We start from the raw sequence: 26,899 nt of genomic DNA, 5'->3' as shown, positions 1-26,899 counted from the left end.
GCCCCGCTCCGCTCGTGTCGACGAGCCTTTCCGCGTATCCCGTATTGCGGAAAGTGCGCTGTTCCAAACCCCGCTTAGCCTTTTCCCGCCTGGTTTCCGGCCCTTAGAGGGCCGCTTCTAGCCTCTTGCGGTTTCCGGGCTCACCCACTATCGTTACATCAACCAATGTAACATTAAAAAATGAGCCAAATCGGAGACACCCGGATGAATGCTCGCACGTTGCCTTTCGGTCCGCCCGGCCACGACGGCCTGGACGAATCCATCGACATCGCCATCATCGGCACCGGCTTCGCCGGTCTCGGCATGGCGATCCGCCTGCGGCAGACAGGCGTGACCGACTTCGTCGTCCTCGAGAAGGCCGCGTCGGTCGGCGGCACGTGGCGCGACAATCATTACCCCGGGTGTGCATGCGACGTGCAATCGCACGTCTATTCGTTCTCGTTCGCGCCGAACCCGCGCTGGACGCGCATGTTCGCGCCGCAGCCGGAAATCCGCGCGTATCTGGAAGACTGCGTGCAGCGCTTCGGGATCGGCCCGCACCTGCGCCTGAACCACGAGCTGCAGCGCGCCGAATACGACGAGGCCGCGCAGCGCTGGCGCCTCACGTTTGCGAACGGCAAGCGACTGTGCGCGCGCGTGCTGGTGTCGGGGATGGGCGGCCTGTCACGCGCCGCGCTGCCGGCGATTCCCGGCGTCGAGAATTTCCGGGGCCGCGCGTTTCATTCGCAGCAGTGGGATCACGACTACGCGCTCGAAGGCAAGCGCGTCGCGGTGATCGGCACCGGCGCGAGCGCGATCCAGTTCGTGCCGCAGATCGCGCCGCGCGTGAAGGAGCTCGCGCTGTTCCAGCGCACGCCGCCGTGGATCATGCCGAAGCCCGACCGCAACCTGACCCGGTTCGAGAAATGGCTGTTCCGCACGCTGCCGTTCACGCAGAAGGTCGTGCGCAGCGGCATCTACTGGATGCTCGAATCGCGCGTGCTCGGCTTCGCGATCCATCCGTCGCTGATGAAGAACGTGCAGAAGCTCGCGCTGCGCCATATCCACAAGCAGATCCCTGATCCGGAGCTGCGCAAGACCGTCACGCCGAACTACACGCTCGGCTGCAAGCGCGTGCTGATCTCGAACGACTACTACCCGGCGCTGTCGCGCAAGAACGTCGACGTGATCACGACCGGCATCGACCATATCGAGGCCGACGCGATCGTGACGACCGACGGCCGCCGCCATGAAGTCGACTGCCTGATCTACGGCACCGGCTTCCAGGTCGCCGATCCGTATCCGCGCGGCGCCATCGTCGGCCGCGGCGGCCTCGACATCGTCGACGCATGGCGCGACGGCGCGCACGCGTATCTCGGCTCGACGCTGCCCGGCTACCCGAACTTCTTCATGATCGTCGGCCCGAACACGGGCCTCGGCCACAACTCGATGGTGTTCATGATCGAGTCGCAGATCGAATACATCCTCGGCGCGCTGCAGGCGATGCACCGCGAGCGCGCGGATGCGATCGAGGTGCGCCCGCTCGTCGAGGCGCAGTTCAACAGCGACCTGCAGGACAAGCTGAAGAAGGCGATCTGGTCGACGGGCGGCTGCAAGAGCTGGTATCTCGATCCGCGCACGGGCAAGAACACGACGCTGTGGCCGGGCTTCACGTGGCGCTTCCGCCAGGCAACCGCGCGCTTCTCGATCGCCGATTACCACGCGTATCGCGCGCCGCAGCACGACACGATCGCGCGGCCGGTCGCCGCGCCCGCCGCTTCCGCATCCACTTCCGCCGAAGCGGCCTGAGCCAGACAAGGAGCCAACGACATGAGAGATTTCGCCAACAAGGTCGCCGCGATCACGGGCGCCGGCTCGGGCATGGGTCGCTCGCTCGCGATCCAGCTCGCGCAGGCGGGCTGCCATGTGTCGCTCGCCGACAAGAACGGCGTCGGCCTTGCGGAAACCGAACGGATCGTGCGCGCGATCGCGCCGAACGTGCGCGTGTCGACGCGCGTGCTCGACGTCGGCGAGCGCGACGCGATGTTCGCGTGGGCCGACGACACCGCGAAGGAACACGGCGAGGTCAACCTGATCTTCAACAACGCGGGCGTCGCGCTGTCGAGCACGATCGAAGGGATGGACTACAGCGATCTCGAGTGGATCGTGAACATCAACTTCTGGGGCGTCGTGCACGGCACGAAGGCGTTCCTGCCGCACCTGAAGGCATCGGGCGACGGCCACGTGATCAACACGTCGAGCCTGTTCGGGATCTTCGCGCAACCGGGCATGAGCGGCTACAACGCGACCAAGTTCGCAGTGCGCGGCTTCACCGAATCGCTGCGCCAGGAACTCGACATGATGAAGTGCGGCGTATCGGCGACCTGCGTGCATCCGGGCGGCATCCGCACGAACATCGCGCAGGCCAGCCGCGTGTCGAAGAACATGGTCGGTTTCATGGTCGCGAGCGAGCAGCAAGGCAGGGACACGTTCGAGAAGTTCTTCATCACGACCGCCGACGACGCCGCGCGCACGATCCTCGCCGGCGTGCGCCGCAACAAGCGCCGCGTGCTGATCGGCCGCGATGCGAAGGCCGGCGACTGGATGGCGCGCATCCTGCCGTCCGCGTACCAGGCGCTCGTCGTGCTGGCGACGCGCCGCGAGGCCGCCAGGGCCCGCCGCGACGCCGCCCGCGGCACGCCGGCGCCCGCACCGCTGCACGCCACCTACAACAACGCAGGTAATCAGGGAGGAGAACAATCATGACGACCCCGAACATGATGCCGGTGCGGCGCGACATCCGTTTCGCGCTGCCGCCCGAACGCGCGAAGGACTGGCACGTGCAGGGCGTGCCGGTCACGCACTTCATGAACGCGCTGTCGCTGCTGTTCCCGGCCGGCGAACGCTTCTTCATGGATTCGGTGCGCAACTACCGCGACCGGATCGAGGATCCGGAACTGAAGAAGCAGGTGCTCGGCTTCATCGGCCAGGAAGCGATGCACACGCGCGAGCACATCGAATACAACGACCTGCTGCAGGCGTCGGGCCTGCCCGCGCACAAGCTCGACAAGCGCCTGTGGACGATCCTCGGCTGGTTCAAGAAGGTGCTGCCGCATTCGATGCAGCTCGCGATCACGATCGCGCTCGAGCACTACACGGCGATCCTCGCGAACCAGCTGCTGTCGGGCCACGAGCACCGCATCGACGGCTCGGTCGAAGGCTACCAGCAGATGTGGATGTGGCATGCGATGGAGGAAACCGAGCACAAGGCGGTGTCGTACGACGTATGGACCACCGTGATGAAGCCGGGCCTCGGCAGCTACCTGCTGCGCACGGGCACGATGCTGACGACGACCGTGTTCTTCTGGGCGATCGTGTTCGACTTCCACGTGCGCCTGATGCGCGCGCACCGTCGCGAACACGGCAAGTTCGGCGGCATGTGGCGCCTCGTGAAGTACCTGTACGGCCCGACGCACGGCGTGTTCCCGAGCATCGCGCGCGAATGGCTCGACTACTTCCGCCCGGGCTTCCACCCATGGGACCACGACAACCACCAGTATCTGCAGGGGCTCGACATGCTGCTCGCGAACATCGACGCGACCAACGCGCGCTACGCGGCGCAGGCCGCCCCGCGCCGCGTGCCGCTGCACCCGGTTGCGCAGGCATGACGCGATGGCGCGCGCTCACGAGATGCTGACCGTCCAGTCCGGCGACGTGAAACTCGCCGTCTACGTAAGCGGATCGCGTCGCGCGCCGCCGCTGATCCTCGTGCACGGCTACCCCGATTCGGCGGCCGTGTGGGCGCCGATCCGCGCACGGCTCGCGAAGCGCTACCGCGTGATCGCGTACGACGTGCGCGGCGCCGGCGCGTCCGATGCGCCGCGCCGCCGTGGCGACTACACGCTCGCACGGCTCGCCGACGACCTGAAGGCGGTGGCCGACGCGACCTGCGGCGGCCGGCCGTTCCACCTCGTCGGCCACGACTGGGGCTCGATCCAGTGCTGGGAGGCCGTGACCGACCCCGCGTTCCGCGGCCGGATCGCGTCGTACACGTCGATCTCGGGCCCGTGCCTCGATCACGTGTTCCGCGCGAAGCTGCGGCTCAAGCAGAGCCTGAAATCGTGGTACATCGCGTTCTTCCACCTGCCGCTCGTGCCGTCGCTGGTGTGGCGGCTCGGCGGCGCGGCGCTGTGGCCGCGCTGGCTTCAGCTCACCGAACGCGTGCGCGCCGAGCGCGATCCCGTGCAACTGAAGAATGCGCTGAACGGCCTGCAGTTGTACCGAGCGAACTTTCTCGCGCGGGCGCGCAAGCCGCGCGAACGGTACGCGCAGGCGCCCGTGCAGATCCTGGTGCCCGTGCGCGACCGCTACGTGACGCCCGAGATGTCGGTCGACCTCGACCGCTGGCTAGGCAGGCACGTGCGCGAGGAGATCGACGGCACGCACTGGATCGTGCTGCGCCACCCGGACATGATCGCGTCGCGGATCGACGGCTTCGCGTCCGCGCAGGAGCGGCCGGCGGTCACGACCGCTGCGGTTCAGCGCCCCGTCGGCGTCGGCAGGCGCCTGAACAGCGTCTCGTAGTCGACGACGAGCCCGTCGTCGTCGATGTCCATCTCGGCCGTGAAATTCCGGAAGATGCCTTCGTAGCGGTAGCGCCGGCCCGGCTCGATGCACGCGTAGGCCTGCTTGACCGGCGTAACCTTCAGGTCCGGCGTCGAGATATACGCGACGTCGATCGGCCGCCGCTCGCCGCGCGCAAGCCCGAGGCGGCCGATCGGCAGCGAATTCGTGAACGGCGTCGCCGCGATGTCGATGTCGACGCACCCGTCGAGCTCCGGCAGCACGCGGCCAGCACCGTCGCGCCAATGGCCTGCGCCGTCGCCGAGCAGTTCGAGCGTGCCGCCGCCCATCACCTTGAGCACCGCATACGTCACGCGCCAGTGCGAATCGCACTCGACGCGATACGCGAGCCCATATGCGCGGCCGTACCGTTGGCCGACCACCGCGCTTTCGACAACGATTCCGCCGCCGCTCCGATCGAACGTCAGATGTTCGACCCCGTCGCCTTCGAGCGACGCCCAACGCACTTCGCGCATCTTTCCGCCTCCCGGTTTCTCCGATGCAGGGCATCGTCACACAAATCCCGCAACGAAAATGCCAGCAGATGCCCAAATTCGCTACCAAAACAGAGAACGCACCCGAAAACGCTAACGTTACCCCGGTCAAACATGGCCCATTCCCCGATCTGGCGCATCACCGACAAATCCTGACTATCCAGGATTCCCTATTCCGGTGCATGGAATTGTGTCCTATGCTCGCGGCTCGTCCTGTCCCGCCGCCATCATGCCTACCGCCCGTTCCGCCTCGCCGTCGATCGACCTGCGCATCCTGCTGCGCGGTATCGGGCAGATCGTACTGCAGGCGAATGCATTCACCGGCGCGCTGCTGCTCGCCGCACTGGCGCTGACCGACGTGCGGCTCGCGTGTGCGGCGCTGGTCGGCTCGGCCGCCGCGAGCATGACCGCCGTGCTGACGGGCGCCGAGCTGCGCGACGTCGCACAGGGGCTGCACGGCTTCAACGGCGCGCTCGCCGCGCTGATCGCCGCGCTGCTCGCGCCCCATCCGCTCGTTGCGCTCGCGCTGGTGCCGCTGGTCGCAATCGGCGCGGCGCTCGTGCAACGCGCGATGCGCGCGCCGCTCGCCCGCTGGCGCCAGTGTCCGTATTCGAGCCCGTGCCTCGCGGTTACCGCGCTGTGGCTGTCGTTTGTTGCACTGCCACATGCGAGCGGCGCAACGGCTGGCGCGACACTGACGCTGTCTTCCGTCGCCGACGCGCTGCTCTCGGGCATCGCGCAGACCACCTTCGCGCAAGGCGCGTGGGCCGGCGTGCTGATCGTCGCCGGCATCGCCGCCGCGTCGCGCCGCGCGGCCGCGTTCGCGCTCGGCGGCGCCATCGTGTCGACCGTGCTGCTGCTCGCGCTCGGCGCGAATGCCACATCGTTCGCCGACGGCCTGCTCGGCTTCAACGGCGCGCTCGCCGCGCTCGCGGTGGCGCCGCGAGGCCCGCGCGCGGCATTCGCGGCCGCCGCCCTCGCCGCTCTGATCCAGTGGCTCGCGACATGCGCGGGCATCCCCGCGTTCACGGCCCCGTTCGTGCTCGCGTCGTGGGTCACGGTGGCTGTCGCGCGCCGCTTCATCCTCGGAGAACCCGATGTCGTCATTCGCACACCGTCCTGATGCCGTGAAACCCGGCGGTCCGATCTCGGACGCCGAACGCCGGCTGCGCGTCGATCTCGCCGCCGCGTATCGGCTCGTCGCGCTCAACGGCTGGGATGACCTGATCTACACGCATCTTTCCGCGACCGTGCCCGGCGAGCCCGGCCATTTCCTGATCAATCCGTTCGGCCTGACATTCGACGAGGTCCGAGCATCGAACCTCGTGAAGATCGACCCGGCCGGCAACCGGATCGGCGACAGCGAACACGCGGTCAACGTGACGGGCTTCGCGCTGCACGCGGCCGTGCATGCCGCGCGCGCGGACGCCGTGTGCGTGATGCATCTGCACAATACGGCCGGCATCGCCGTGTCGATCCAGCGCGACGGGCTGTTGCCCGCATCGCAGCACGCGCTGCGCTTTCACGGCGACCTCGCGTATCACGACTACGAGGCGCTCGCGTTCTCGCCGGCCGAAGGCGCGCGGCTTACTTCAAGCCTCGGCGCGAAATCCGCGATGCTGCTGCGCAATCACGGCACGCTGACGGTCGGCCGCACCGTTGCCGAAGCCTATGTGCTGATGGATACGCTGATCAAGGCGTGCGATATCCAGGTGCGCGCACAGGCAGGCGGCGGGCCGCTCGTGCTGCCCGACCCGGCCGTCGCCGACCGCACCGCCGAACAACTGCGCGACGGCGGCGCGATCGAAGGCGAACTGGAATGGCCGGCGCTGCTGCGCCGGCTCGACCGGATCGACCCTTCGTATCGCGACTGACGTTGCAACCATGGCCGCCACCCGCGGCCGAATCGTTCAAACCCAACCGGAGCACCTGTCATGCCGACTTTCAACATCCAGCTGTTCGAAGGCCGCACCGTCGAACAGAAGCGCGAATTCGTCGAAGCAATCACGCGCGTCACGTGCGAGACGCTCGGCTGCGCGCCGGGCTCGGTCGACATCATCCTGACCGACGTGAAGAAGGAGAACTGGGCGACGGCCGGGAAGCTGTGGAGCGACGAGGGCTAACAAACGCCGCCTCCGCGCCGGCGGAACCTGGGCGATGTGAGCTCGAACCTCGGCGACACCCGAACGAGCGCACCGCACCAAACGGCACTCGACGGAGACCGCATGATCGAAGACAAACACATCGCCACGACGCTCAACGAAATGATCCTGGCCATGGGCGCGAAACTGGATCAGTCGCTCCATCAGGTCAAAGAGACGTGCCCCGAGCACGAATTCGTCGCCTACCGCGAATTCGTGTCGCAAGTGCTGACCAGGATGCTGGTCGACTTCATGAATCCGCTCTACGCAAGGCATCCCGACCTGAAGCCGCCGGAACTGACCTGACCCGCCTCTGCAGCACCCTGCCACGGGCGCTGCCCGCGGGCCTCCTCCGGCCTCTCCCGTTGTGCGTCCGCACATCGCTTTGTCACGCAATCGGCGCATAATGCCGGACAGACGCAGCAGCCAATGGCCACCCGGGAGACCGCCATGGAAGCGAAGAACGAGGAAGTCGTCGCACATCTGCTCTCCGACGTCGTCGAATTCGCGCGCGAGCGCCTGCCCGAAGCCACGTTCCGGATCGTCGAACCTTTCCTGCGTCATTACTACGATTTCGTCGACGCCGACGATCTGCAGAACCGCAGCATCGCCGACCTGTACGGCGCCGCGATGACGCACTGGCAGACCGCCCAGAAATACGTGCCCGGCAGCGAACGGCTGCGCGTATACAACCCGATCCTCGAACAGCACGGCTGGCATTCCGACCACACGGTCATCGAGATCGTCAACGACGACATGCCGTTCCTCGTCGACTCGGTGACGATGGCCGTCAACCGCCTCGGGCTCGCGCTGCATTCGGTGCTGCATCCCGTGTTCCGCATCTGGCGCGGCGCCAACGGCGGCATCGAGCGCGTCGAAGCGGGCGGCGCGACGCCCGGCGACGGCCAGTCGCAACTCGCGTCGTTCATCCACTTCGAAGTCGATCGCTGCGGCGACGCGGCACTGCTCGACACGCTGCGCGAGGACATCGCGCGCGTGCTCGGCGACGTGCGCGCATCGGTCGAGGATTGGCCCAAGATCGTCGACATCGCGCGCGCGACGATCAAGGACATGAAGGCGCGCGAATCGACCGAGGAAGACATCGAGGCGCGCGCATTCGTCGAATGGATGGTCGCCGATCACTTCACGTTCCTCGGCCACCGCGACTACGCGCTGGTGTCGGACGGCACCGGCTTCGGCCTGCGCGGCATCGAGGGCACGGGCCTCGGCATTCTGCGCGAATCGCTGCGCACGTCGGGTGCGTCAGACGTGACGCCGCTGCCGAAGGCCGCCGCCGACATCATCACCGGCTCCTGGCCGATCTTCCTGACCAAGGCGAATTCGCGCGCGACCGTGCACCGGCCCGGCTATCTCGACTACGTGGGCGTGAAGCTCGTCGGCGCCGACGGCAAGATCACCGGCGAGCGCCGCTTCATCGGGCTCTACACGTCGACCGCATACATGGTGTCGAGCGCCGAGATCCCGATCGTGCGCCGCAAGTGCGCGAACATCGTGCGGCGCGCGGGCTTCCTGCCGAAGGGGCATCTCGGCAAGACGCTCATGACGGTGCTCGAAACCTATCCGCGCGACGAGCTGTTCCAGGCCGACGAAGACCAGCTCTACGACATCGCGCTCGGCATCCTGCGGCTGCAGGAACACCAGCGCACGCGCCTGTTCGTGCGCCGCGACCGGTTCGACCGCTTCGTGTCGTGCCTCGTGTTCGTGCCGCGCGACAAGTACAACACCGACCTGCGCCGGCGCATCGCGAAGCTGCTCGTCGACGCGTACAACGGCGTGAACGTCGAATTCACGCCGCTGCTGTCGGAATCGGCGATCGCACGCATTCATTTCGTCGTGCATGCGGAGCCGGGCACGATGCCCGACGTCGACACGCGCGAGCTCGAGACCCGGCTCGTGCAGGCGGCGCGCCGCTGGCAGGACGATCTCGCCGACGCACTGCTCGACGCGTTCGGCGAAGAGCAAGGCAACCGCCTGCTGCAACGCTATGCAGACTCGTTCCCGGCCGGCTATCGCGACGACTATCCGGCGCGCACGGCCGTGCGCGACATCGAGCTGATCGAGCGCGTGAAGGATTCGGGCCAGCTCGCGATGAACCTGTACCGGCCGATCGAGGCCGGGGCGCGCACGTTCCGCTTCAAGGTCTATCGCACCGGCGACCCGATCGCGCTGTCGCGCAGCCTGCCGATGCTCGAGCATCTCGGCGTGCGCGTCGACGAGGAGCGGCCGTACCGGATCCAGACGCCGGACGCCGCGCACGCATGGGTGCACGACTTCGGGCTCGAACTCGCCGACGATACCGAGTTCGACATCGAGCGCGTAAAAGGCCTGTTCGAGGATGCGTTCGACCGGATCTGGAGCGGCCGGATCGAGAACGACGACTTCAACCGCCTCGTGCTACGCGCGCACCTGGGCGCGCGCGAAGTGACGATCCTGCGCGCGTATGCGAAATACCTGCGGCAGGTCGGATCGACGTTCAGCGACGCGTATATCGAACGCGCGCTGACCGGCAATCCGGCGATCGCGCGCCAGTTCGTCGAGCTGTTCCTGCTGCGCTTCGACCCGCGCACCGGCGACACGCGCGACGTGCAGGCCGAACGGCTGCTGAAGGCGATCGAAGGTGCGCTCGACCAGGTGCCTAACCTCGACGAGGACCGCATCCTGCGCCAGTTCCTCGGCGTGATCAACGCGACCGAGCGCACCAACTACTTCCTGCTCGACGCGAACGGCGAACCGAAACCCTACCTGTCGTTCAAGTTCAATCCGGCGAAAGTGCCGGGCCTGCCCGAACCGAAGCCGATGTTCGAGATCTGGGTGTATTCGCCGCGCGTCGAGGGCGTGCACCTGCGCGGCGGCCGCGTCGCACGCGGCGGGCTGCGCTGGTCGGATCGCCGCGAGGATTTCCGTACCGAGGTGCTCGGGCTGATGAAGGCGCAGATGGTGAAGAACGTCGTGATCGTGCCGGTCGGATCGAAAGGCGGCTTCGTCGTGAAGAACCCGCCGCCGCCGAGCGATCGCGAAGCGTGGATGCGCGAAGGCATCGCGTGCTACCAGACGTTCCTGCGCGGCCTGCTCGACCTGACCGACAACCTGGTCGGCAACGTGATCGTGCCGCCGCCCGACGTCGTGCGCCACGATCCCGACGATCCGTATCTGGTCGTCGCCGCCGACAAGGGCACGGCCACCTTCTCCGACTACGCGAACGCGATCTCGCACGAATACGGCTTCTGGCTCGACGACGCGTTCGCGTCCGGCGGCTCGGTCGGCTACGACCACAAGAAGATGGCGATCACCGCGCGGGGCGCGTGGGAATCGGTGAAGCGGCACTTCCGCGAGATGGGCATCGATACGCAGACGACCGACTTCACGGTAGTCGGCGTCGGCGACATGTCGGGCGACGTGTTCGGCAACGGGATGCTGCTGTCGCCGCATATCCGGCTCGTCGCCGCGTTCGATCACCGGCATGTGTTCCTCGACCCGAACCCCGATCCGGCGGTCAGCTTCGCGGAGCGCCAGCGCATGTTCGCGCTCGAACGGTCGAGCTGGGCCGACTACGACCCGGCCGCGATTTCGGCGGGCGGCGGCGTCTATCCGCGCACCGCGAAGACGATCCCGCTGTCGCCGGCCGTACAGGCCGCTCTCGGCATCGACGCGCACGCGCTGCCGCCGACCGAGCTGATCCGCGCGATCCTGCAGGCGCCGGTCGACCTGCTGTACAACGGCGGCATCGGCACCTACGTGAAGGCCGCGCGCGAAACCCACCTGCAGGTCGGCGACCGCGCGAACGACGCGGTGCGCGTGAACGGCGCGGACCTGCGCTGCAAGGTCGTCGGCGAAGGCGGCAACCTCGGCTGCACGCAGTTCGGCCGCATCGAGTTCGCGCAGCGCGGCGGCCGCATCAACACCGATGCGATCGACAACTCGGCCGGCGTCGATTGTTCGGATCACGAAGTCAACATCAAGATCCTTCTCGGGCTCGTCGTCTCCGACGGCGAAATGACCGGGAAGCAGCGCAACGCGCTGCTCGCGGAGATGACCGACGAAGTCGGGCTGCTCGTGCTGCGCGACAACTACTACCAGACGCAGGCGCTGTCGATCGCGGGCCGCTACGGCGTCGAGCAGCTCGACGCCGAGGCGCGCCTGATGCGCTGGCTCGAACGCGCGGGCCGCCTGAACCGCGTGATCGAATTCCTGCCGACCGACGACGAAGTCGCCGAACGGCAGGCCGCGAAGCTCGGCCTCACGTCGCCCGAGCGCGCGGTACTGCTCGCGTACAGCAAGATGTGGCTCTACGACGCGCTGCTCGAATCCGACGTGCCCGAGGATCCGCTGGTCGCCGCGATGCTCGTCGACTACTTCCCGACGCCGCTGCAGCAACGCTTCAGCGAGCCGATGCGCCGCCATCCGCTGCGCCGCGAGATTCTCGCGACACACCTGACCAATGCGCTCGTCAATCGCGTCGGCTGCGCGTTCGTGCATCGGCTGATGGAGGAAACCGACGCGAAGCCCGGCGACATCGTGCGCGCGTGCATCATGGCGCGCGACGTGTTCGACCTCGATGCGGTGTGGCGCGACATCGACGCGCTCGACAACCGCGTCGCCGACGACGTGCAGGCGCGCATGTTCGTCGACGTCGCCCGGCTGCTGGAGCGCGCGGCGCTGTGGTTCCTGCGTCATCTGCAGTCCGGCGCGGTGGCCGACGGCGGCGTTGCCGAGCTGATCACGCGCTGCCGCGACGCGGCGCAGCGGCTCGCGCCGCAACTGCCGTCGCTGCTGCCGGCCGACGCGCTCGAAGCGCTGTCCGAGCGGCAGCGCGTGCTGGTTGAAGCGGGCGTCGACAGCGCGCTCGCGGTGCGTGTCGCGAGCGGCGACATCTCGGCCGCGCTGCTCGACATTGCCGAAGTGGCCGCGACCTGCAACCGCAGCCTCGAACTCGTCGCGGGCGTCTATTTCTCGCTCGGCACGCTGCTCAATTACGGATGGATCGGCGAACGCGCGGCGACGCTGCCGACGCCAACGCACTGGGACATGCTCGCGCGCGCGGCCGCGCTCGCGGAAGTCGCGCGGCTGAAGCGCACGCTCGCAACGAGCGCGCTCGCGGAATCGCCGGATTCGACCACGCCGGAGACGATCGTCGGCGCGTGGCGCGAGCGCCGCGACGCCGCGCTCGCGCGCTACGAGCACCTGCTCGCGGACCTGCGCGCGTCGGGCGGCGCCAGCCTCGCGGTGCTGCTCGTGATCGTGCGGGAGATGGCCGTGCTCGAACGCGCGTAACGGTTCGGGCAGGGTCAGACCGTCGCGACCAGCAGCTCTTCCGCGTTGTTTGGCGGCCGCAGGCCGTCCGCGCGATCAGCGAAATAACGGCGCGTCAGTTCCGCGGCCGATACGTGTGCGGCAGTCGCGAAGCCGGCCTCCAGCGCGAGCGCCTGGATCTGCGCCGGCATGAAGAAGCTGATGAACGGCGTGCCGCTCGCGCGCGCGCCCTTCGCGGCCATTTCGAGCCCCGGGCGCACGTCCGGATCCGCGTTCTCCAGCGGCAGCAGGAACGTCATCGCGAGCGTCGAGCCCGGCGCGAGCGACGCGACTTCGCGCAGCGCGGCCGCGTTCGCTTCGCGCGTCAGGTACATGCTGACGCCGGTGGACACCACGACCGCCGGCTGGCCGGCATCGAAGCCCGCTCCGACGAGCGCATCGCGCCACGACTGCTTCGCCTCGAAATCGACCGGCACGAAGCGCAGCCAGTCGGGCACGCCGAAGCCGAGTTCGACCAGACGGCGTTGCTTCCATGCCTGCGGCGCCGGCGGATCGACTTCGAAGACGGTCACGCGCGACGCCATGTCGGGCCGGCGCTGCACGAAACTGTCGAGACCCGCGCCGAGGATCACGTACTGGCTCACGCCGCGCGCGGCCTGCCCGGCCACGAGATCCTCGATGAAGCGCGCCCGCGCGACGATCGACGCGCGAAACGGCCGTGTGAACTGCGGGTCCATGTCGCCGCGCTGCTGCCAGCCCGGCGCCGGTGCGAGCAATCGAAGCCCCACTTCGTCGGCGAGCACGTGCGGCGGCGCGTCGAGTTCGACGTGCAGTGCGCGCCACAGCGCGACGCGCGCGGCGGTGCTGTCGGGCGCGTCTTCGCGGGTATCGGTCATAGCGGCCTCACGCGCCCTGCTTGCCCGGCGCCTGCAGCCGCCATACGCGGCCGTCCGGGTCGCGCACGGTCATGTCGCGCGTGCCCCAGTGCGTGTCCTCGAACGGCGTGACGACATCGACGATCGGCTGCGGCCGCACCGCCTGCTCGTCCGGCACCTTGAGCACGACCTGCATGTCCGGCTCCTCGCCCGGCGGCACTTCGGCGATGAACAGAAAAGGGCCGTCGCCGCTGCGAAGCCGGCCCGAGTTGTGATCGGTTTCGAATTCCAGCGTGAAGCCCAGCGCCTGGAAGAATTTCGCCGACTTGCCCCAGTTGTGCGTCGTCAGGTACACGGCTTCGATTCGCTCGGACGACATGTCACTCCTCCTTGGTGGACGGCCCCGCGCCCGGCGGCGGCACCGCCAGGTATGCGCGCAATGCGTCGGCCACCAGCGCGGACAGCGATTGCTCCGTTTCGATGGCGCGATGCTTGACCTGCCGGATCAGGCCGAGCGGCAGGTACACGTTGAATTGCTTCACTTCTTCGTCGGTCATGGTTGCTAGTATGCTAGCAAAATAGCAATTGTCAAATGCGAGTGGTGAAGCGCGGGATGTCTTGATCGGGCGCGGCCCGCCGCTCGGGCCGCCGGCTCGAACCCCGCAGGTTCGCGTCGTTACTTCGCGGCGCGCGCCGCCAGCCGCGCAAACAGCGCGTCGAGATCGAACCCTGCCGTATCGATGCCGATCGTGTCGCGCAGGCACGCGCCCCACGCGGCCGCATCGTCGAACGTGACGGTGCGCCCGGCCCCCGCCGCGTCACGCAGCGTCAGCGCTGTGTTGAGCAGCGCCGCACGGCCGTCCGGCAGCACGCGGCACGCGATCAGGTCGTTCACGAAGATCGATTCCGGATACGTCGACGTGAACCAGTTCGCGGCGTCGTAATCGATCCACTCGGCCGGCTTCAGCGAGAAACGGTAAGTGGTCTGCCAGCCGTCGGGGATCTCGAACTGCATGTCGAATTCGCCGTCGACCGGCGCGTCGATCACGCGAAACGCGCCATGCGGCGTCAGTTGCCGCTCGCCCGGCACGAAGCGCAGCGGCGCGGTCAGCGTCGCGCTGCCGAAGCCGATGTCCGCGAGCCAGACCGCGTCGTCGAGATCGATGCGCAGCAGCATGTGCGTCTGCGCGGTGACGATCTCGGGCGGCCGCATCCAGCGCACGCGCGCGATCAGCGGCGTCACGCGAAAACCGATCGTCGTGAGCGCGGTGTAGAACAGCTTGTTGAGTTCGAAGCAGTAGCCGCCGCGGCGGCGCCCGATCACCTTGTCGACGATCGCGGGCAAGTCGAGCGCGACGCGCGCGCCGGTCAGCGGATTGAGGTTTTCGAACGGAATCGCCTGCGGGTGCAGCAGATGCAGCCGGCGCAGCACGTCGAGCGTCGGCTCGGGCGGGCCGTCGTAGCCGATGCGGGAGAAATAGCGCGAGAGGTCGAACGAGTCAGTCATGAACCTGCACCGATAAAAGGGACACGCCACGATAGCATCGCGCGAAATCCCCATGTTGTGCGGGGCGATTGTCAGCCGTCGCGCGCGATGCCGGCACCGCACCGCGCGCGGCCCCGCGCAACGTTACGGCAGCAGCTTCAGCGCCGACGACGCGACCGACGGCACCGAAATGCCCTGGCTCGTCGCGAACTGCACGGCCTGGCTGAGCGTCGCCGCGAGCGACTGCAACTGGCCCGGTGCGCTTTGCGCGATATACGACGCGGCCTGCATGTTCTGCGGATTCAGGCCCGACTGCAGCAGCGACGCGGCGCTCGTCGAACCGAGATTGCCGAGCCCCGACTGCAGTTGCGAATACTGCGTGAGCCCCTGGCCGAGCGACGCGAGGCCGTTGCTGAACGCCTGCTTGTCGATCGGGCCGTGCGACGCGCCGCCGCTCGCGAAAGCCTGGCCGAGCGCCTGCGACACCGACTGCTGCGCGCCGCCCATCTGCGACAGCGCGGCCGGCGTCAGCGCATCGCCGCCGGCCAGCTGGCTCGCCGCCTGCTGCGCCTGCCCCGCCGCGCCGGTGAGCCCCATCGCCGATGCGAGCGACGACTGGCCGGACAGCACCTGCTGGTTCGCACCGACGTAGGCCTGCAGCAACTGCGCGAGGCCGCCCTGCGCGGGCGCCGCCTGCTGCTGGCCGGCGCCGAGCAGCGACGCGCCGAGCGACTGCAGGTCGAGCTGCGCGTGCGCGGCGCCGCTCATCAGGATGCCGAATGCGATGCCTGCCGAGGCCAGATGCCTGCCCGTCGCGCGAATGTGCTTCATGTGTTTCCCTCGTGCCGGAATGATTGAGGCCGATATTGTCGAAGCGCGTCGCGCGCCGCCGCAACGACTGAAACACATCGAAACGAAATCACGCCGCGCGGCCGCTTGCAATTCGGCGGCCGACGGACACGCTCGAGCGGATTCGTCCGTGGTTGATGCGCGATATCACGCGTGTGCCGGAATTCGTTCTCCGGTTGCATGAATGACGGCGGGTTTCGGGTTCCGCGAGCGGTACCGCAAACGCATCGCAGCGACGAGGCGAGTTCGTCACCGGCGTGCTGAGAGCCGGGTGCCAAGTGCCGACAAACATCGCGTTCGGAAATCCAAGCAAAACGTGCGGCTCGCCGCCACCCGTTTCGTCACCCCGCTACCGGCTGCCGGCCGGCCGCGACGTTACGCAGCCATCCATGCCGGCAGCCGCCGGCCGACCCAGTCGGCCGCCTGCTCGTAGCCGCGCGCGAGCTGCAGCACCGCGAGATCGGCGCGCGGGCGCCCGATCAGCTGCATCCCCATCGGCAGCCCCGCATCGTTGAAGCCGACCGGCACGTTGATCACCGGGCAGCCGGCCAGCGTCCACGGTACGACCGTTTCCATCCAGCGGTGGTAGGTGTCCATCGCACGGCCCGCGATCTCCTTCGGCCAGCGCTGGTCGACGTCGAACGGGAACACCTGCGCGGTCGGCGCCGCGATGAAGTCGTAGCGGTCGAAGAAGCTCAGCACGGCCTGATGCCACGCGGTGCGCTCGACGCTCGCGTCGAACACGGCCGCGCCCTGCATCGCGAGCAGCCCTTCGACCTCATAGATCGCCTCGGGCTTCAGCAGCGCGCGGCGCGCCGGGTCGCGATAGTGCGCGAGCAGCCCGCCGCCGGACAGCAGGTGACGGTGCGCGAGCCACAGGCGCCAGATCCGGTCGGGCGCGAACGCCGGCAGCGCGGCATCGACGTCGCAGCCGATCTCGCGCAGCGTTGCCACCCCCTGTTCGCACTGCGCGAGCACGCCGGCCTCGGTCGCGAGATAGCCGTTCCAGTCGCCGACCCACGCGATGCGCTTGCCGCGCAGGTCCGCGTCGAGCGGCTGCGCGAACACGGCCGGATCTTCCGCGAGCGACAGCGGATCGTTGCGGTCGTAGCCGGCCTGGATCGCGAGCAGCTGCGCGACGTCGCCGACCGTGCGGCCCATCGGCCCTTCGATGCCGAGCTGCTGCACGAACACGTCGACGGCCGGCCAGCGCGGTACGCGCCCCTGCGACGGGCGGAAGCCGTAGATGTTGCAGAACGCGGCCGGATTGCGCAGCGAGCCGCCGAAATCGCTGCCGTCCGCCACCGGCAGCATCCGCGACGCGAGCGCCGCCGCCGTGCCGCCGCTGCTGCCGCCGGCACTCTTCGTCAGGTCGTACGGATTGCGCGTCGCACCATAAACCTCGTTGAACGTGTGCGAACCGAGCCCGAACTCCGGCGTATTGGTCTTGCCGATGAAGATCGCGCCGGCCGCGCGCATCCGCGCGACGCCGACGGAATCGGCCTGCGGCACGTTCTCGCGGAAGATCGGCGAGCCGTAGGTGGTCCGCAGCCCCTTCGTCATCGCCAGATCCTTCGGCGCCTGCGGCATCCCGTGCATCCAGCCCTGGTACTCGCCGCGCGCCAGCGCGGCATCCTTTTCCGCGGCTTCGGCGAGCAGCGCATCGCGCTCACGCAGCGCGACGATCGCGTTGACCGCGCCGTTCACGCGCTCGACGTGGTCGAGATACGCACGCATCGTCTCGACGCACGAAACCGCCTTGCCGCGGATCGCCGACGCGAGCTCGCCGGCCGACAGGCGCACGATCGGGTCGACAGGGATGGAAGCGGGAGCGAGAAGCTGCGGGGCGCCGTGCGGCATGCGGGTCTCCTGAAATCGGAATGGAATGACAGGCCGCGTGGCGGCGGCGGTCGCTCCCGATCCGGCCGGGAGGGGCCGCGCCGCGGCCGATGCGCTCTACTCTACGCGACGCCGATTCGGCGACTGCCGATATTTTCCGTCGCGATTCATTGCGGATTCGACTGAATCGGGGCAACGCGTACCGGGCCGCCCACGCCGGGCCGATCGATGAAATCGTTTATGCGCATAAACTAAAATTTCTTATATTTCTAATAGGCGCGACACGAGACGGCGCGCGTTAACGACATTTTTACGCAACCGCCCGATCTCTTTAGATTGCTCATTCCGGCTGCGCGCTACGCTGGAAGCATCTCGTTTCCTGGACATCGTTCATGCTCAAGCTGCTGGTTCCGGTCGGTCACTCGCCCCGCTCGCTGCAGGCGGTTCGCCACGCGACATTCCTGTATCGCGAGCGGTGCGCATCGGAGATCGTGCTGATCAACGTTCAGGCGCCGCTCGAATCGACGCGGCTCGAGGCCTATCACCCGCTGTCGCGGCTGCGCTCGATCGAGGAAAAGTTCGCGTCCGACGATCTGGCCATGGCGGAGCGGATTTTGCAGGACGCCGGCGTCAAGTACAGCGTCGTGAAGAAGGTCGGGCCGGTGGCCGATACGATCGCGGCCGTGGCGGCCGAAACCGGATGCGACGAGATCGTGGTCGTCGCGCCGAGGCACGATCCGCTCCATGCGCTGATGTCGGTGTTTCGCCGCAGCGTGATGGGCCGGCTGGTGCGGATTTCGAATGTGCCGGTGACGGCCGTGCAATGACGGGAATGATGTGCGTCGATAGTCTCACGACAGGCCGCAGGCTTGCGCCGGCGACGGACGAACGAGCGATGCGTACGTGTGCGCGTTGCGCGTCGCACGCGTACCGCCCGTCACGAAGCGCTTATTTGATGACCTTGCGCCAGAACACGAAATAGGCGGCCGCCGAAGACGCAACCAGCAGGATTGCCCACATCGGAGCGAGACTGATCAGCACGGAAGAGACGTTAAGCATTTGGATTCCTCACTATTTCGACAGCGATGTTCAACACGCACCTGCTTGCCGGAACCGATGCATTCATCCGTCATCACGTTCCGTCAAATCATGCATTCATGCTATCGCTTTGAGCGGCAGCGCGACCGTCCCCTCCCGCCCGTACCCTGACATTCGTCAAACTCGCGCGCGAATCGCGCGTCTGTCGTGCCGAAATCCGTCGCACGATCGCCGCGCTGCGTGCCCATCCTCGTCTGCCGGCCGCCCGCCTGAAAGCCCCTTCCTTGTGCACGCGAAATCACGAAAAACGTGACGGGATCACGCCGCCCCGCCACCGATTCAGCAGACGTTTACCGGGGGAAGCCCCAAGTGCTTCGCCGAACGTGTCCGCGTTACGCTTGAGCGACGAGGAGACGAACCATGAGACGAGCCGTACATATCGCTGTTTTCGCGCTGCTGGCCTATCTCATTGCCGATCGCGCGATCCTGCATGCGCAGGGCCGCGACGCCAGCCCGCTTGCATGCGAACAGGGCGCCGCGCAGGTGAAGGCCGACGCGCTCGGCCGCGGCTTCGGCGAGGCGGCCGCCGGCAGCCAGGGCGAGGCGTTCATGTCGAGCTGCCTGGTAACGGGGCGAGGCAACCGGGACGTCGCGATGGCGAACCGTTGACGCGAATCCGGTGACGTTCCGGTCGCATTCGAGTCGATTCCCGCTGTTTGCCGTCATTTTCTCGATCGATGTCGCGACGGATGTCACGCTCCGGACGCCGTTCACGCTGAACGTCTGCTCGTGGCCCGTATCGTCGCGGGGAAGACGCATCGACATCTGCGCCATCAGGCCATCCTTGCCGTAATCGCCAAACCGGTCGACCAGCCTGCCGATGTAGCACGTGCCGCCGACATGAACCGGCATGTCGCCGACAATCTCGTACGCGTAGTGGCCGGGCCCATAGCTCATGTACTCGCTGCGATCGTCGTCTTGCACCGAAGGCGGAACCGGACACAGCGGCGTGTCGGAGCCGGCATCGCGCGCGGTGCTGTCGCTCACGTTGCGCAGCGCCTGTTCGATTTCCGATACAGTGGCTAGCCCGCTATCGGGCCATCGCGTCGAGACGCCGCTTCATCTACAACAACAGTCAATCAAAAGATGAGTCATCCCAACACCGATTTGATCCAGCGCTTTTACACGGCCTTTCAGCAGCGCGACATCGACGCGATGCTCGCCTGCTATGCCGACGACATCGTCTTCGGCGATCCCGCGTTCGGCGAGTTGCACGGCGAACTCGCGCGCGACATGTGGCGCATGCTGGTGGCGCGCGCGCAGGAATTTTCGTTGACGTTCGGCGAGGTCGACGCGGACGAACAGACCGGGCGCGCGCAGTGGGTCGCGCACTACAGGTTCACCCCGACCGGCCGCATGGTGGTCAACCGGATCGACGCGCGTTTCCGGTTCCGCGACGGGCTCATCGCCGAGCATCGCGACAGTTTCGACCTGTGGCGCTGGGCGCGTCAGGCGCTTGGGCTGAAGGGCGCCCTGCTCGGCTGGACGCCGTTCGTGCAACGCGCGATCCGCGCGCAGGCGCGGAAGAATCTCGACGCGTATCGGGCAAAGCAGGGCTAGGGCACGCGCCGCTACTGCTTCATCGTGGCGTTGACGTGTACAGCTTCTTGCGTGCTTGTGCAGATATGTGCTGCACCTGAAACCCGAATCGAGCGCAAGGGCTTCTCTGGCTGGGGCATGTAGTCGTCCGGCGCGGCTTCGCAAGGCCCGCCTCTGTTCCACATCACGAAAGCCAGCCCCGACAGGACCAATCTACCGCCAGCGGACGCCCCCAACCGCAGCCGAGCAGCCCGCCGCAAATCGCCTCCCCTCCTGCCGACTACCGCAGGAACCACACGGAATACCTTGCCTGCAAAGGCTCCCAGCCCACCCTCCGGAGCACGCACGGAAACGCCGACTCCCCCGCGCCGCCACGTTCCCACCCATCTCGTCCGCCAACTCTTATATAAGACATAAGACATTTGACGTTACAGTGCATTGAGATTAGAATCCCGCTCAAAGCAGTGCCTGGAACAGCCCCGGAGTGCCGGAAAGGCCTTCCCCTCAAACGCCATATCAGCAGGTTTCCCCATGCTTGAAAACTTTCGTGCTCACGTGGCCGCCCGCGCCGCGCTCGGTATTCCCCCCCTGCCGCTGACGGCTCAGCAAACCGCCGAACTGGTGGAACTGCTGACGAACCCGCCCGCAGGCGAAGAGCAAACGCTGCTCGAACTGATCACCTACCGCGTGCCGGCCGGCGTCGACGAAGCCGCCCGCGTGAAGGCCGGCTTCCTGGCCGCCGTGGCCAAGGGCGAGACCGCCTGCCCGCTGATCTCGCGCGAACGCGCTACCGAACTGCTCGGCACGATGCTGGGCGGCTACAACATCCAGCCGCTGATCGAACTGCTGTCCGACGACGCAGTCGCGGCCGTCGCCGCCGACGCGCTGAAGAAAACCCTGCTGATGTTCGACCAGTTCCATGACGTGAAGGAACTCGCCGACAAGGGCAACGCGCACGCGAAGGCCGTGCTGCAAAGCTGGGCCGACGCCGAATGGTTCACCAGCCGTCCGGAAGTGCCGCAAAGCCTGACCGTCACCGTCTTCAAGGTGACGGGCGAAACCAACACCGACGACCTGTCGCCGGCACCGGACGCCACCACCCGCCCGGACATCCCGATGCACGCGCTGGCGATGCTGAAGAACGCGCGCCCGGGCATCACGCCGGAAGAAGACGGCAAGCGCGGCCCGGTCAAGTTCATCGAGTCGCTGAAGGAAAAGGGTCACCTGGTCGCGTACGTGGGCGACGTGGTCGGCACCGGCTCCTCGCGCAAGTCGGCCACCAACTCGGTGCTGTGGTTCACCGGCGAAGACATCCCGTTCGTGCCGAACAAGCGCTTCGGCGGCGTGTGCCTCGGCGGCAAGATCGCCCCGATCTTCTACAACACGATGGAAGACGCAGGCGCACTGCCGATCGAACTCGACGTGTCGCAGATGGAAATGGGCGACGTGGTCGAACTGCGCCCGTATGAAGGCAAGGCGCTGAAGAACGGCGAAGTGATCGCCGAATTCCAGGTCAAGTCCGACGTGCTGTTCGACGAAGTGCGCGCCAGCGGCCGCATTCCGCTGATCATCGGCCGGGGGCTGACCGCGAAGGCACGCGAAGCGCTGGGCCTCGCGCCGTCGACGCTGTTCCGCCTGCCGCACCAGCCGGCCGACAGCGGCAAGGGCTTCTCGCTCGCGCAGAAGATGGTCGGCCGCGCATGCGGTCTGCCGGAAGGCCAGGGCGTTCGTCCGGGCACGTACTGCGAACCGAAGATGACCTCGGTCGGCTCGCAGGACACCACGGGCCCGATGACCCGCGACGAGCTGAAGGATCTCGCCTGCCTCGGCTTCTCGGCCGACCTCGTGATGCAGTCGTTCTGCCACACCGCCGCTTATCCGAAGCCGGTCGACGTGAAGACGCACCAGACGCTGCCGAACTTCATCAGCACGCGCGGCGGCATCGCGCTGCGTCCGGGCGACGGCGTGATCCACTCGTGGCTGAACCGCATGCTGCTGCCCGACACCGTCGGCACCGGCGGCGATTCGCACACGCGCTTCCCGATCGGCATCAGCTTCCCGGCAGGCTCGGGCCTGGTGGCCTTCGCGGCCGCCACCGGCACGATGCCGCTGGACATGCCGGAATCGGTGCTGGTCCGCTTCAAGGGCAAGATGCAGCCGGGCGTCACGCTGCGCGACCTCGTCAACGCGATTCCGCTGTACGCGATCAAGCAAGGCATGCTGACGGTCGCCAAGCAAGGCAAGAAGAACATCTTCTCGGGCCGCATTCTCGAAATCGAAGGCCTGCCCGACCTGAAGGTCGAGCAAGCGTTCGAACTGTCGGATGCATCCGCCGAACGTTCGGCCGCCGGTTGCACGGTCCACCTGAACAAGGAACCGATCATCGAATACCTGAACAGCAACGTCACGCTGCTGAAGTGGATGATCGCGCAGGGCTACCAGGATCCGCGCAGCCTGCAGCGCCGCATCGCGGCGATGGAGCAGTGGCTGGCCGACCCGCAACTGCTGTCGCCGGACGCCGACGCCGACTACGCGGCCGTCATCGAGATCGATCTCGCCGACATCCACGAGCCGATCGTCGCCTGCCCGAACGACCCGGACGACGTGAAGACGCTGTCCGACGTCGCCGGCGCGAAGATCGACGAAGTGTTCATCGGCTCGTGCATGACCAACATCGGCCACTTCCGTGCGGCGTCGAAGCTGCTGGAAGGCAAGCGCGACATCCCGGTCAAGCTGTGGGTTGCCCCGCCGACCAAGATGGACCAGAAGCAGCTGACCGAAGAAGGTCACTACGGCGTGTTCGGCACGGCCGGTGCGCGTACCGAAATGCCGGGCTGCTCGCTGTGCATGGGTAACCAGGCACAGGTGCGCGAAGGCGCGACGGTCATGTCGACGTCGACCCGCAACTTCCCGAACCGCCTGGGCAAGAACACGAACGTGTACCTCGGCTCGGCGGAACTGGCGGCAATCTGCTCGCGCCTGGGCAAGATCCCGACCAAGGACGAGTACATGGCCGACATGGGCGTGCTCAGCGCCAACGGCGACAAGATCTACAAGTACATGAACTTCGACCAGATCGAAGACTTCAAGGAAGTGGCCGACACCGTGCAGATGTAAGCACGCTGCCGGGCTGCGGCGGGTCTTTCCCGTCGCAGCGACACGCAATGGCGCCGCAGGCTGCATGCCCGCGGCGCCATTTTTTTATTCGGCCCCGGTGTGTGAAGTGACGGGCCGGTCAGTCGCAAAGCGCGTAAAGCCGCTCGGCCGGGTCGAACGGCAAGCCTTCGCCATACCGTTGCGCTTCGTTCGTCGAGGTCGACCTACGCGTGGCCGTCGGTCGAGCCCGCGGCATCGAAGTCATGCGGATCGAGGATCGCGCCGCTGCGGAATGAGGGATGGCGGGAACGCCCCGAATGACCGGCGATTCCGTCGCCGCTTCGCGACACTCACGCGGCATCGCCGCCCGGCTCGCGACGGATCACCAGCTCGTTGAAGCCGGTACCCGCATCGGGTTCGCGAGAGAAGCGATGCGCGGGAAGCAGCGCGAGCAGGATCTCGGCGGTCGTGCGCACCACGCAGCCGCTCGCCACATGGCCGCCCGACACGCGGCCGCCCGCATCGGAAACGGACATGTGCAGGTGTGCGCCGTCAGGCGATACCGAGCCGGCCAGCGTCAGGATTTCGAGGTCGCCGCGCAGTTCGGTCGGCAGGTCGGCGCCGGCAAAGCGCAACTGCGCGACGCTCAGGCTGCCGATGCCCTGGATCACGAATGCCGCGTGCGCACCGTGCGAACGCAACGCGTCCTCGATGGACGCGCGCAGATCGTCGCCGGGGGACAGACGCAGAGGATGGGCTTGCATGGTCGAGAACCCGCTGGTGGATCATGGTGTCGACAAAGAGTACGTTCGGCCCGTGAATCCGGCAAGTCACCCACGCCTCGCGGCAACGCTCAGGCATCACCCGGTAAAACGCTCGCTCGCGAACTGCGCATCCGGCACGCCTGCCGCAACGGCCACGTCCCGCACACCCTGCACGAGCGGCGGCGGCCCGCACACGTAGATGTCCGGCAGCGCGCCGGCCTGTGCAAGCGCCGCACGCAACGCGTCGACCGGCGTGCCTCGCAACCCGGCCCACTCCCCGCCGGGCCGCCATACGCAGAGATCGACCTGCAACTGCGGCAGGTCGGCCTGCAATCGCGTCAGCTCGTCGAGCATGAACAATTCGCTTTCCTGATTGACGCCGAAGAACAGCCGCGCATCGGCCATCTCCTGATACTCTGCCATGCGCCGCAGCATCGACAGGATTGGCGCGAGCCCCGTGCCGCCCGCGACGAACCAGCGCGGCCGCAGGCTGTCCGCGAACAGCCCGAAGCCGCCCATCGGGGCGCGCACGGTCAGCGGATCGCCCGGCCGTGCTCGCTCGCGCAGGTACGTCGAGAACCAGCCGTCCGGCCGCAGCCGGATCAGGAACTCGAGGCGGCCGTCCCAGTTGCTCGTGTTCGCGAGCGAATACGGCCGGCGCAAGCCGCTGCCCGGCACCTCCAGCTCGGCGAACTGGCCGGGCTCGAACTCGACGGCCGAGCCGAACGCGTCGTCGGGCTCGACTTGCAACTCGACGCGCATCGTGTCGGCCGCGATCGCATCGAGCACCGCGATCCTCGCGGTGCGCACGGGCACCGGATGCAGCAGCACCTTGGTCCTGTCGTATGGCGCGGCGACCCGCAGATCGCCGCGCGGCGCGGTCCGGCACAGCAGGACCGCGCCGCGCTGGCCGGCCGGCAGCACGCCTGCGCTGTCGGCCTGCATCTCGTATGCGCCGTCGACGACGGTCGCCTGGCACGCGCCGCAGCTTCCGCGCCGGCATTGCGACGGCAGCGTGATGCCGGCGTCCGCCGCTGCGGTGAGCACGTCCTGTTCGGCGTCGCATCCGAAGCCGAACTGCTCACCGTCGCGCGTCGTGATCTCGATTCGATAGGTCATCGAACGATCCCGCTCAAGCGGCCTTGCGCGCCAGCGAAGCAGCAAGGTCCGCGCCGGCGTCGCCGATCGGCTGTATGCCGAATTGCTCGACCAGCACCGCGAGCACGCCCGGCGTGACGAACGCCGGCAGCGTCGGTCCGAGGCGGATGTTGCGCAGGCCGAGCGCGAGCAGCGTCAGCAGCACGGCCGCCGCCTTCTGTTCGAACCACGAGATCACGAGCGACAGTGGCAAATCGTTCACGCCGCACTCGAACGCGTCGGCGAGCGCCGTCGCGATCCGGATCGCCGAATAGCTGTCGTTGCACTGCCCGACGTCGAGCAGGCGCGGAATGCCGCCGATATCGCCGAACGCATGCCGGTTGAACCGGTACTTGTTGCAGCCGAGCGTCATCACGACCGTATCGTCGGGCGCCTGCTCCGCGAACTCCGTGTAGTAGTTGCGGCCCGGCGCCGCGCCGTCGCAGCCGCCGATCAGGAAGAAGTGGCGGATCTGTCCGGCCTTGACCGCGTCGATGACCTTGTCCGCGACGCCGAGCACCGCATGACGGCCGAACCCGACCGTGATCGTCTGCTCCGGCGCCGTGGCCGGGAAACCGGGCAGCGCCTGCGCGGCGCGGATCAGCACCGAAAAATCCTGATGTTCGAGATGGCGCACGCCCGGCCAGCCGACCGGCCCCGTCGTGAAGATCCGCTGCCGATATTGCGGCATCGGCTCGATGATGCAGTTGGACGTCATCAGGATCGGCCCGGGGAAATGCGCGAAGTCGCTCTGCTGGTCCTGCCACGCGCCGCCATAGTTGCCGACGAGATGCGGAAATGCCTTGAGCGCCGGGTACGCGTGGGCCGGCAGCATTTCGCCGTGCGTGTACACATGGATACCCGTGCCGGCCGTCTGTTCGAGCAGCGCGTGCAGATCGCCGAGATCGTGGCCCGACACGAGGATCGCCTTGCCCGCCACCGGCGACACGCGCACGGCGGTCGGCTGCTGCGCGCCGAAACGGCCGGTGTTCGCGCTGTCGAGCAGTTCCATCACCGTCAGGTTCAGCCTGCCGAGTTCGAGCGCCTGCGCGAGCAGCGCATCGACATCGTCGGGGTCGCGCGCGAGAAACGCGAGCGCCGCTTCGACGCCCTCGTAGATGTCGTCGCGCTCGTAGCCGAGCACTCGCGCATGATGCGCGTAGGCGCACACGCCCTTCAGTCCGTACAGCACCAGCGCACGCAGGCCGACGATGTCCGCGCCCACCTTGTCGAGCCCCGCGTCGATGCCGACGGCAGCGGCCTGTTCCAGCAGGCCGGCGAGATCGTCCGCCGGCTGCCACATCGCGGGCCCGTGCAGCACGGGGATGACCGCTCCCATGGCCCGCGCCTTCGCTTCGGATGCGGCCTTCACGCGGTCGCGCGTCTGCGCCGCATCGCGCAGCAACGCGACGAAGCGCGCCGCATGGAAGTTCACGTTGGTCAGCGTCGTGAACATCGCGTACAGCACGAACCGGTCGGCGTCGCGATCGGGGGCGCCCAGTGCGCGCGCGACCGCGCCGTATTGCGCAATGCCCTTCACCGCATGGACCAGCAGGTCCTGCAGGTCGGCCGTCGTTGCATCCTTGCCGCAGTTGCCTTTCGCCGATGCGCAGCCGGGCCGCGCGCCGGTCCGGTCGGTCTGTTCGCATTGATAGCAAAACACGGTGCTCTCCTTTCTCGATCATGGGGACGCGGGTCGGCGTGAACG

The 26,899-nt window shown here is 67.5% G+C and carries 23 protein-coding genes; 13 read left to right on the top strand and 10 right to left on the bottom strand.

Going from position 1 to position 26,899, the window contains the following annotated elements:
• Nucleotides 1-204: 204 nt before the first annotated feature.
• From DM992_RS31360 to DM992_RS31345, 4 genes are read left to right on the top strand one after another with little or no spacing between them, the layout of a single operon-like run.
• Entirely contained in the window at nucleotides 205-1,788 is a 1,584-nt protein-coding gene (locus DM992_RS31360; RefSeq protein ID WP_111020010.1) for an NAD(P)/FAD-dependent oxidoreductase, read from the top strand.
• Nucleotides 1,789-1,809: 21 nt separating this feature from the next.
• On the top strand, nucleotides 1,810-2,745 hold the full coding sequence (locus tag DM992_RS31355; protein ID WP_111020009.1) for an SDR family NAD(P)-dependent oxidoreductase: 936 nt from the start codon (nucleotides 1,810-1,812) through the stop codon (nucleotides 2,743-2,745).
• A complete protein-coding gene (locus tag DM992_RS31350) occupies nucleotides 2,742-3,647 on the top strand; it encodes a metal-dependent hydrolase (protein ID WP_111020008.1) in 906 nt (301 codons plus the stop codon). The genes DM992_RS31355 and DM992_RS31350 overlap by 4 nt, the downstream gene beginning before the upstream one ends.
• Before the next feature lie 4 nt (nucleotides 3,648-3,651).
• Complete coding sequence (locus tag DM992_RS31345) at nucleotides 3,652-4,563, top strand: alpha/beta fold hydrolase (protein ID WP_111020007.1); 912 nt, start codon at nucleotides 3,652-3,654, stop codon at nucleotides 4,561-4,563.
• Here the strand turns inward: DM992_RS31345 and DM992_RS31340 are convergent.
• On the bottom strand, nucleotides 4,518-5,078 hold the full coding sequence (locus DM992_RS31340; protein ID WP_111020006.1) for a putative glycolipid-binding domain-containing protein: 561 nt from the start codon (nucleotides 5,076-5,078) through the stop codon (nucleotides 4,518-4,520). The genes DM992_RS31345 and DM992_RS31340 overlap by 46 nt on opposite strands.
• A 247-nt stretch (nucleotides 5,079-5,325) precedes the next feature.
• Between DM992_RS31340 and DM992_RS31335 the strand changes: the two genes are divergently transcribed.
• From DM992_RS31335 to DM992_RS31315, 5 genes are all read left to right on the top strand, one after another.
• Complete coding sequence (locus tag DM992_RS31335; protein WP_111020005.1) at nucleotides 5,326-6,219, top strand: urea transporter; 894 nt, start codon at nucleotides 5,326-5,328, stop codon at nucleotides 6,217-6,219.
• The gene (locus DM992_RS31330) at nucleotides 6,194-6,970 is read left to right on the top strand and encodes a class II aldolase/adducin family protein (protein WP_111020004.1); all 777 of its coding nucleotides are present in this window, start codon (nucleotides 6,194-6,196) and stop codon (nucleotides 6,968-6,970) included. The genes DM992_RS31335 and DM992_RS31330 overlap by 26 nt, the downstream gene beginning before the upstream one ends.
• A gap of 60 nt (nucleotides 6,971-7,030) precedes the next feature.
• Entirely contained in the window at nucleotides 7,031-7,219 is a 189-nt protein-coding gene (locus DM992_RS31325; protein WP_105392471.1) for a 4-oxalocrotonate tautomerase, read from the top strand.
• Nucleotides 7,220-7,321: 102 nt separating this feature from the next.
• On the top strand, nucleotides 7,322-7,543 hold the full coding sequence (locus tag DM992_RS31320) for a hypothetical protein (RefSeq protein ID WP_111020501.1): 222 nt from the start codon (nucleotides 7,322-7,324) through the stop codon (nucleotides 7,541-7,543).
• A gap of 144 nt (nucleotides 7,544-7,687) precedes the next feature.
• Nucleotides 7,688-12,529 carry an NAD-glutamate dehydrogenase gene (locus DM992_RS31315; RefSeq protein ID WP_111020003.1) on the top strand — a complete coding sequence of 1,614 codons (4,842 nt, stop codon included), beginning with the start codon at nucleotides 7,688-7,690 and terminating at the stop codon, nucleotides 12,527-12,529.
• Nucleotides 12,530-12,543: 14 nt separating this feature from the next.
• On the opposite strand, the gene DM992_RS31310 is transcribed toward DM992_RS31315, so the two are convergent.
• The 6 genes from DM992_RS31310 to DM992_RS31285 all read right to left on the bottom strand — a co-directional run bounded on the left by DM992_RS31310 (nucleotide 12,544) and on the right by DM992_RS31285 (nucleotide 17,578).
• Nucleotides 12,544-13,404 carry a class I SAM-dependent methyltransferase gene (locus tag DM992_RS31310; RefSeq protein ID WP_111020002.1) on the bottom strand — a complete coding sequence of 287 codons (861 nt, stop codon included), beginning with the start codon at nucleotides 13,402-13,404 and terminating at the stop codon, nucleotides 12,544-12,546.
• Between the two features lie 7 nt (nucleotides 13,405-13,411).
• Nucleotides 13,412-13,762 carry a glyoxalase gene (locus DM992_RS31305; protein ID WP_072443328.1) on the bottom strand — a complete coding sequence of 117 codons (351 nt, stop codon included), beginning with the start codon at nucleotides 13,760-13,762 and terminating at the stop codon, nucleotides 13,412-13,414.
• 1 nt (nucleotide 13,763) lies between these two features.
• On the bottom strand, nucleotides 13,764-13,940 hold the full coding sequence (locus DM992_RS31300) for a ribbon-helix-helix domain-containing protein (RefSeq protein ID WP_111020001.1): 177 nt from the start codon (nucleotides 13,938-13,940) through the stop codon (nucleotides 13,764-13,766).
• A 119-nt stretch (nucleotides 13,941-14,059) separates the two neighbouring features.
• A complete protein-coding gene (locus DM992_RS31295) occupies nucleotides 14,060-14,890 on the bottom strand; it encodes an arylamine N-acetyltransferase (RefSeq protein WP_111020000.1) in 831 nt (276 codons plus the stop codon).
• 123 nt (nucleotides 14,891-15,013) lie between these two features.
• The gene (locus tag DM992_RS31290) at nucleotides 15,014-15,700 is read right to left on the bottom strand and encodes a hypothetical protein (RefSeq protein ID WP_111019999.1); all 687 of its coding nucleotides are present in this window, start codon (nucleotides 15,698-15,700) and stop codon (nucleotides 15,014-15,016) included.
• A 393-nt stretch (nucleotides 15,701-16,093) separates the two neighbouring features.
• On the bottom strand, nucleotides 16,094-17,578 hold the full coding sequence (locus DM992_RS31285; protein ID WP_111019998.1) for an amidase: 1,485 nt from the start codon (nucleotides 17,576-17,578) through the stop codon (nucleotides 16,094-16,096).
• A 371-nt stretch (nucleotides 17,579-17,949) separates the two neighbouring features.
• Between DM992_RS31285 and DM992_RS31280 the strand changes: the two genes are divergently transcribed.
• The 4 genes from DM992_RS31280 (at nucleotide 17,950) to acnB (ending at nucleotide 23,311) form a co-directional block, all read left to right on the top strand.
• Nucleotides 17,950-18,384 carry a universal stress protein gene (locus tag DM992_RS31280; protein ID WP_034180351.1) on the top strand — a complete coding sequence of 145 codons (435 nt, stop codon included), beginning with the start codon at nucleotides 17,950-17,952 and terminating at the stop codon, nucleotides 18,382-18,384.
• Nucleotides 18,385-19,015: 631 nt separating this feature from the next.
• Complete coding sequence (locus DM992_RS42980; protein WP_111019997.1) at nucleotides 19,016-19,264, top strand: adhesin; 249 nt, start codon at nucleotides 19,016-19,018, stop codon at nucleotides 19,262-19,264.
• Nucleotides 19,265-19,741: 477 nt separating this feature from the next.
• On the top strand, nucleotides 19,742-20,215 hold the full coding sequence (locus DM992_RS31270; RefSeq protein WP_111019996.1) for a nuclear transport factor 2 family protein: 474 nt from the start codon (nucleotides 19,742-19,744) through the stop codon (nucleotides 20,213-20,215).
• Nucleotides 20,216-20,725: 510 nt separating this feature from the next.
• Nucleotides 20,726-23,311 (top strand): bifunctional aconitate hydratase 2/2-methylisocitrate dehydratase, encoded by a 2,586-nt coding sequence (acnB, locus tag DM992_RS31265; protein ID WP_111019995.1) that lies wholly within the window; start codon nucleotides 20,726-20,728, stop codon nucleotides 23,309-23,311.
• 329 nt (nucleotides 23,312-23,640) lie between these two features.
• Here the strand turns inward: acnB and DM992_RS31260 are convergent, their stop codons facing one another.
• From DM992_RS31260 to hcp, 3 genes are all read right to left on the bottom strand, one after another.
• A complete protein-coding gene (locus DM992_RS31260) occupies nucleotides 23,641-24,054 on the bottom strand; it encodes a PPC domain-containing DNA-binding protein (RefSeq protein ID WP_111019994.1) in 414 nt (137 codons plus the stop codon).
• A 96-nt stretch (nucleotides 24,055-24,150) separates the two neighbouring features.
• Entirely contained in the window at nucleotides 24,151-25,173 is a 1,023-nt protein-coding gene (locus DM992_RS31255) for an FAD-binding oxidoreductase (RefSeq protein WP_111019993.1), read from the bottom strand.
• A 13-nt stretch (nucleotides 25,174-25,186) separates the two neighbouring features.
• Nucleotides 25,187-26,854, bottom strand: coding sequence for a hydroxylamine reductase (gene hcp, locus DM992_RS31250; RefSeq protein WP_111019992.1), 1,668 nt, complete (start codon nucleotides 26,852-26,854; stop codon nucleotides 25,187-25,189).
• Nucleotides 26,855-26,899 lie beyond the last annotated feature (45 nt).

It is taken from the genome of Burkholderia sp. JP2-270 (genome assembly GCF_003233675.1).
Lineage (GTDB): Bacteria > Pseudomonadota > Gammaproteobacteria > Burkholderiales > Burkholderiaceae > Burkholderia > Burkholderia pyrrocinia_C.
Note: the sequence above shows the minus strand (reverse complement) of the source record. Positions and strands in the feature narration are given on the sequence as shown.

Excerpts from the sequence above, each read along its gene's own strand:
- DM992_RS31360 (WP_111020010.1), top strand. The coding sequence starts at position 205 with ATGAATGCTCGCACGTTGCCTTTCGGTCCGCCCGGCCACGACGGCCTG.
- DM992_RS31355 (WP_111020009.1), top strand. The coding sequence starts at position 1,810 with ATGAGAGATTTCGCCAACAAGGTCGCCGCGATCACGGGCGCCGGCTCG.
- DM992_RS31350 (WP_111020008.1), top strand. The coding sequence starts at position 2,742 with ATGACGACCCCGAACATGATGCCGGTGCGGCGCGACATCCGTTTCGCG.
- DM992_RS31345 (WP_111020007.1), top strand. The coding sequence starts at position 3,652 with ATGGCGCGCGCTCACGAGATGCTGACCGTCCAGTCCGGCGACGTGAAA.
- DM992_RS31340 (WP_111020006.1), bottom strand. The coding sequence starts at position 5,078 with ATGCGCGAAGTGCGTTGGGCGTCGCTCGAAGGCGACGGGGTCGAACAT.
- DM992_RS31335 (WP_111020005.1), top strand. The coding sequence starts at position 5,326 with ATGCCTACCGCCCGTTCCGCCTCGCCGTCGATCGACCTGCGCATCCTG.
- DM992_RS31330 (WP_111020004.1), top strand. The coding sequence starts at position 6,194 with ATGTCGTCATTCGCACACCGTCCTGATGCCGTGAAACCCGGCGGTCCG.
- DM992_RS31325 (WP_105392471.1), top strand. The coding sequence starts at position 7,031 with ATGCCGACTTTCAACATCCAGCTGTTCGAAGGCCGCACCGTCGAACAG.
- DM992_RS31320 (WP_111020501.1), top strand. The coding sequence starts at position 7,322 with ATGATCGAAGACAAACACATCGCCACGACGCTCAACGAAATGATCCTG.
- DM992_RS31315 (WP_111020003.1), top strand. The coding sequence starts at position 7,688 with ATGGAAGCGAAGAACGAGGAAGTCGTCGCACATCTGCTCTCCGACGTC.
- DM992_RS31310 (WP_111020002.1), bottom strand. The coding sequence starts at position 13,404 with ATGACCGATACCCGCGAAGACGCGCCCGACAGCACCGCCGCGCGCGTC.
- DM992_RS31305 (WP_072443328.1), bottom strand. The coding sequence starts at position 13,762 with ATGTCGTCCGAGCGAATCGAAGCCGTGTACCTGACGACGCACAACTGG.
- DM992_RS31300 (WP_111020001.1), bottom strand. The coding sequence starts at position 13,940 with ATGACCGACGAAGAAGTGAAGCAATTCAACGTGTACCTGCCGCTCGGC.
- DM992_RS31295 (WP_111020000.1), bottom strand. The coding sequence starts at position 14,890 with ATGACTGACTCGTTCGACCTCTCGCGCTATTTCTCCCGCATCGGCTAC.
- DM992_RS31290 (WP_111019999.1), bottom strand. The coding sequence starts at position 15,700 with ATGAAGCACATTCGCGCGACGGGCAGGCATCTGGCCTCGGCAGGCATC.
- DM992_RS31285 (WP_111019998.1), bottom strand. The coding sequence starts at position 17,578 with ATGCCGCACGGCGCCCCGCAGCTTCTCGCTCCCGCTTCCATCCCTGTC.
- DM992_RS31280 (WP_034180351.1), top strand. The coding sequence starts at position 17,950 with ATGCTCAAGCTGCTGGTTCCGGTCGGTCACTCGCCCCGCTCGCTGCAG.
- DM992_RS42980 (WP_111019997.1), top strand. The coding sequence starts at position 19,016 with ATGAGACGAGCCGTACATATCGCTGTTTTCGCGCTGCTGGCCTATCTC.
- DM992_RS31270 (WP_111019996.1), top strand. The coding sequence starts at position 19,742 with ATGAGTCATCCCAACACCGATTTGATCCAGCGCTTTTACACGGCCTTT.
- acnB (WP_111019995.1), top strand. The coding sequence starts at position 20,726 with ATGCTTGAAAACTTTCGTGCTCACGTGGCCGCCCGCGCCGCGCTCGGT.
- DM992_RS31260 (WP_111019994.1), bottom strand. The coding sequence starts at position 24,054 with ATGCAAGCCCATCCTCTGCGTCTGTCCCCCGGCGACGATCTGCGCGCG.
- DM992_RS31255 (WP_111019993.1), bottom strand. The coding sequence starts at position 25,173 with ATGACCTATCGAATCGAGATCACGACGCGCGACGGTGAGCAGTTCGGC.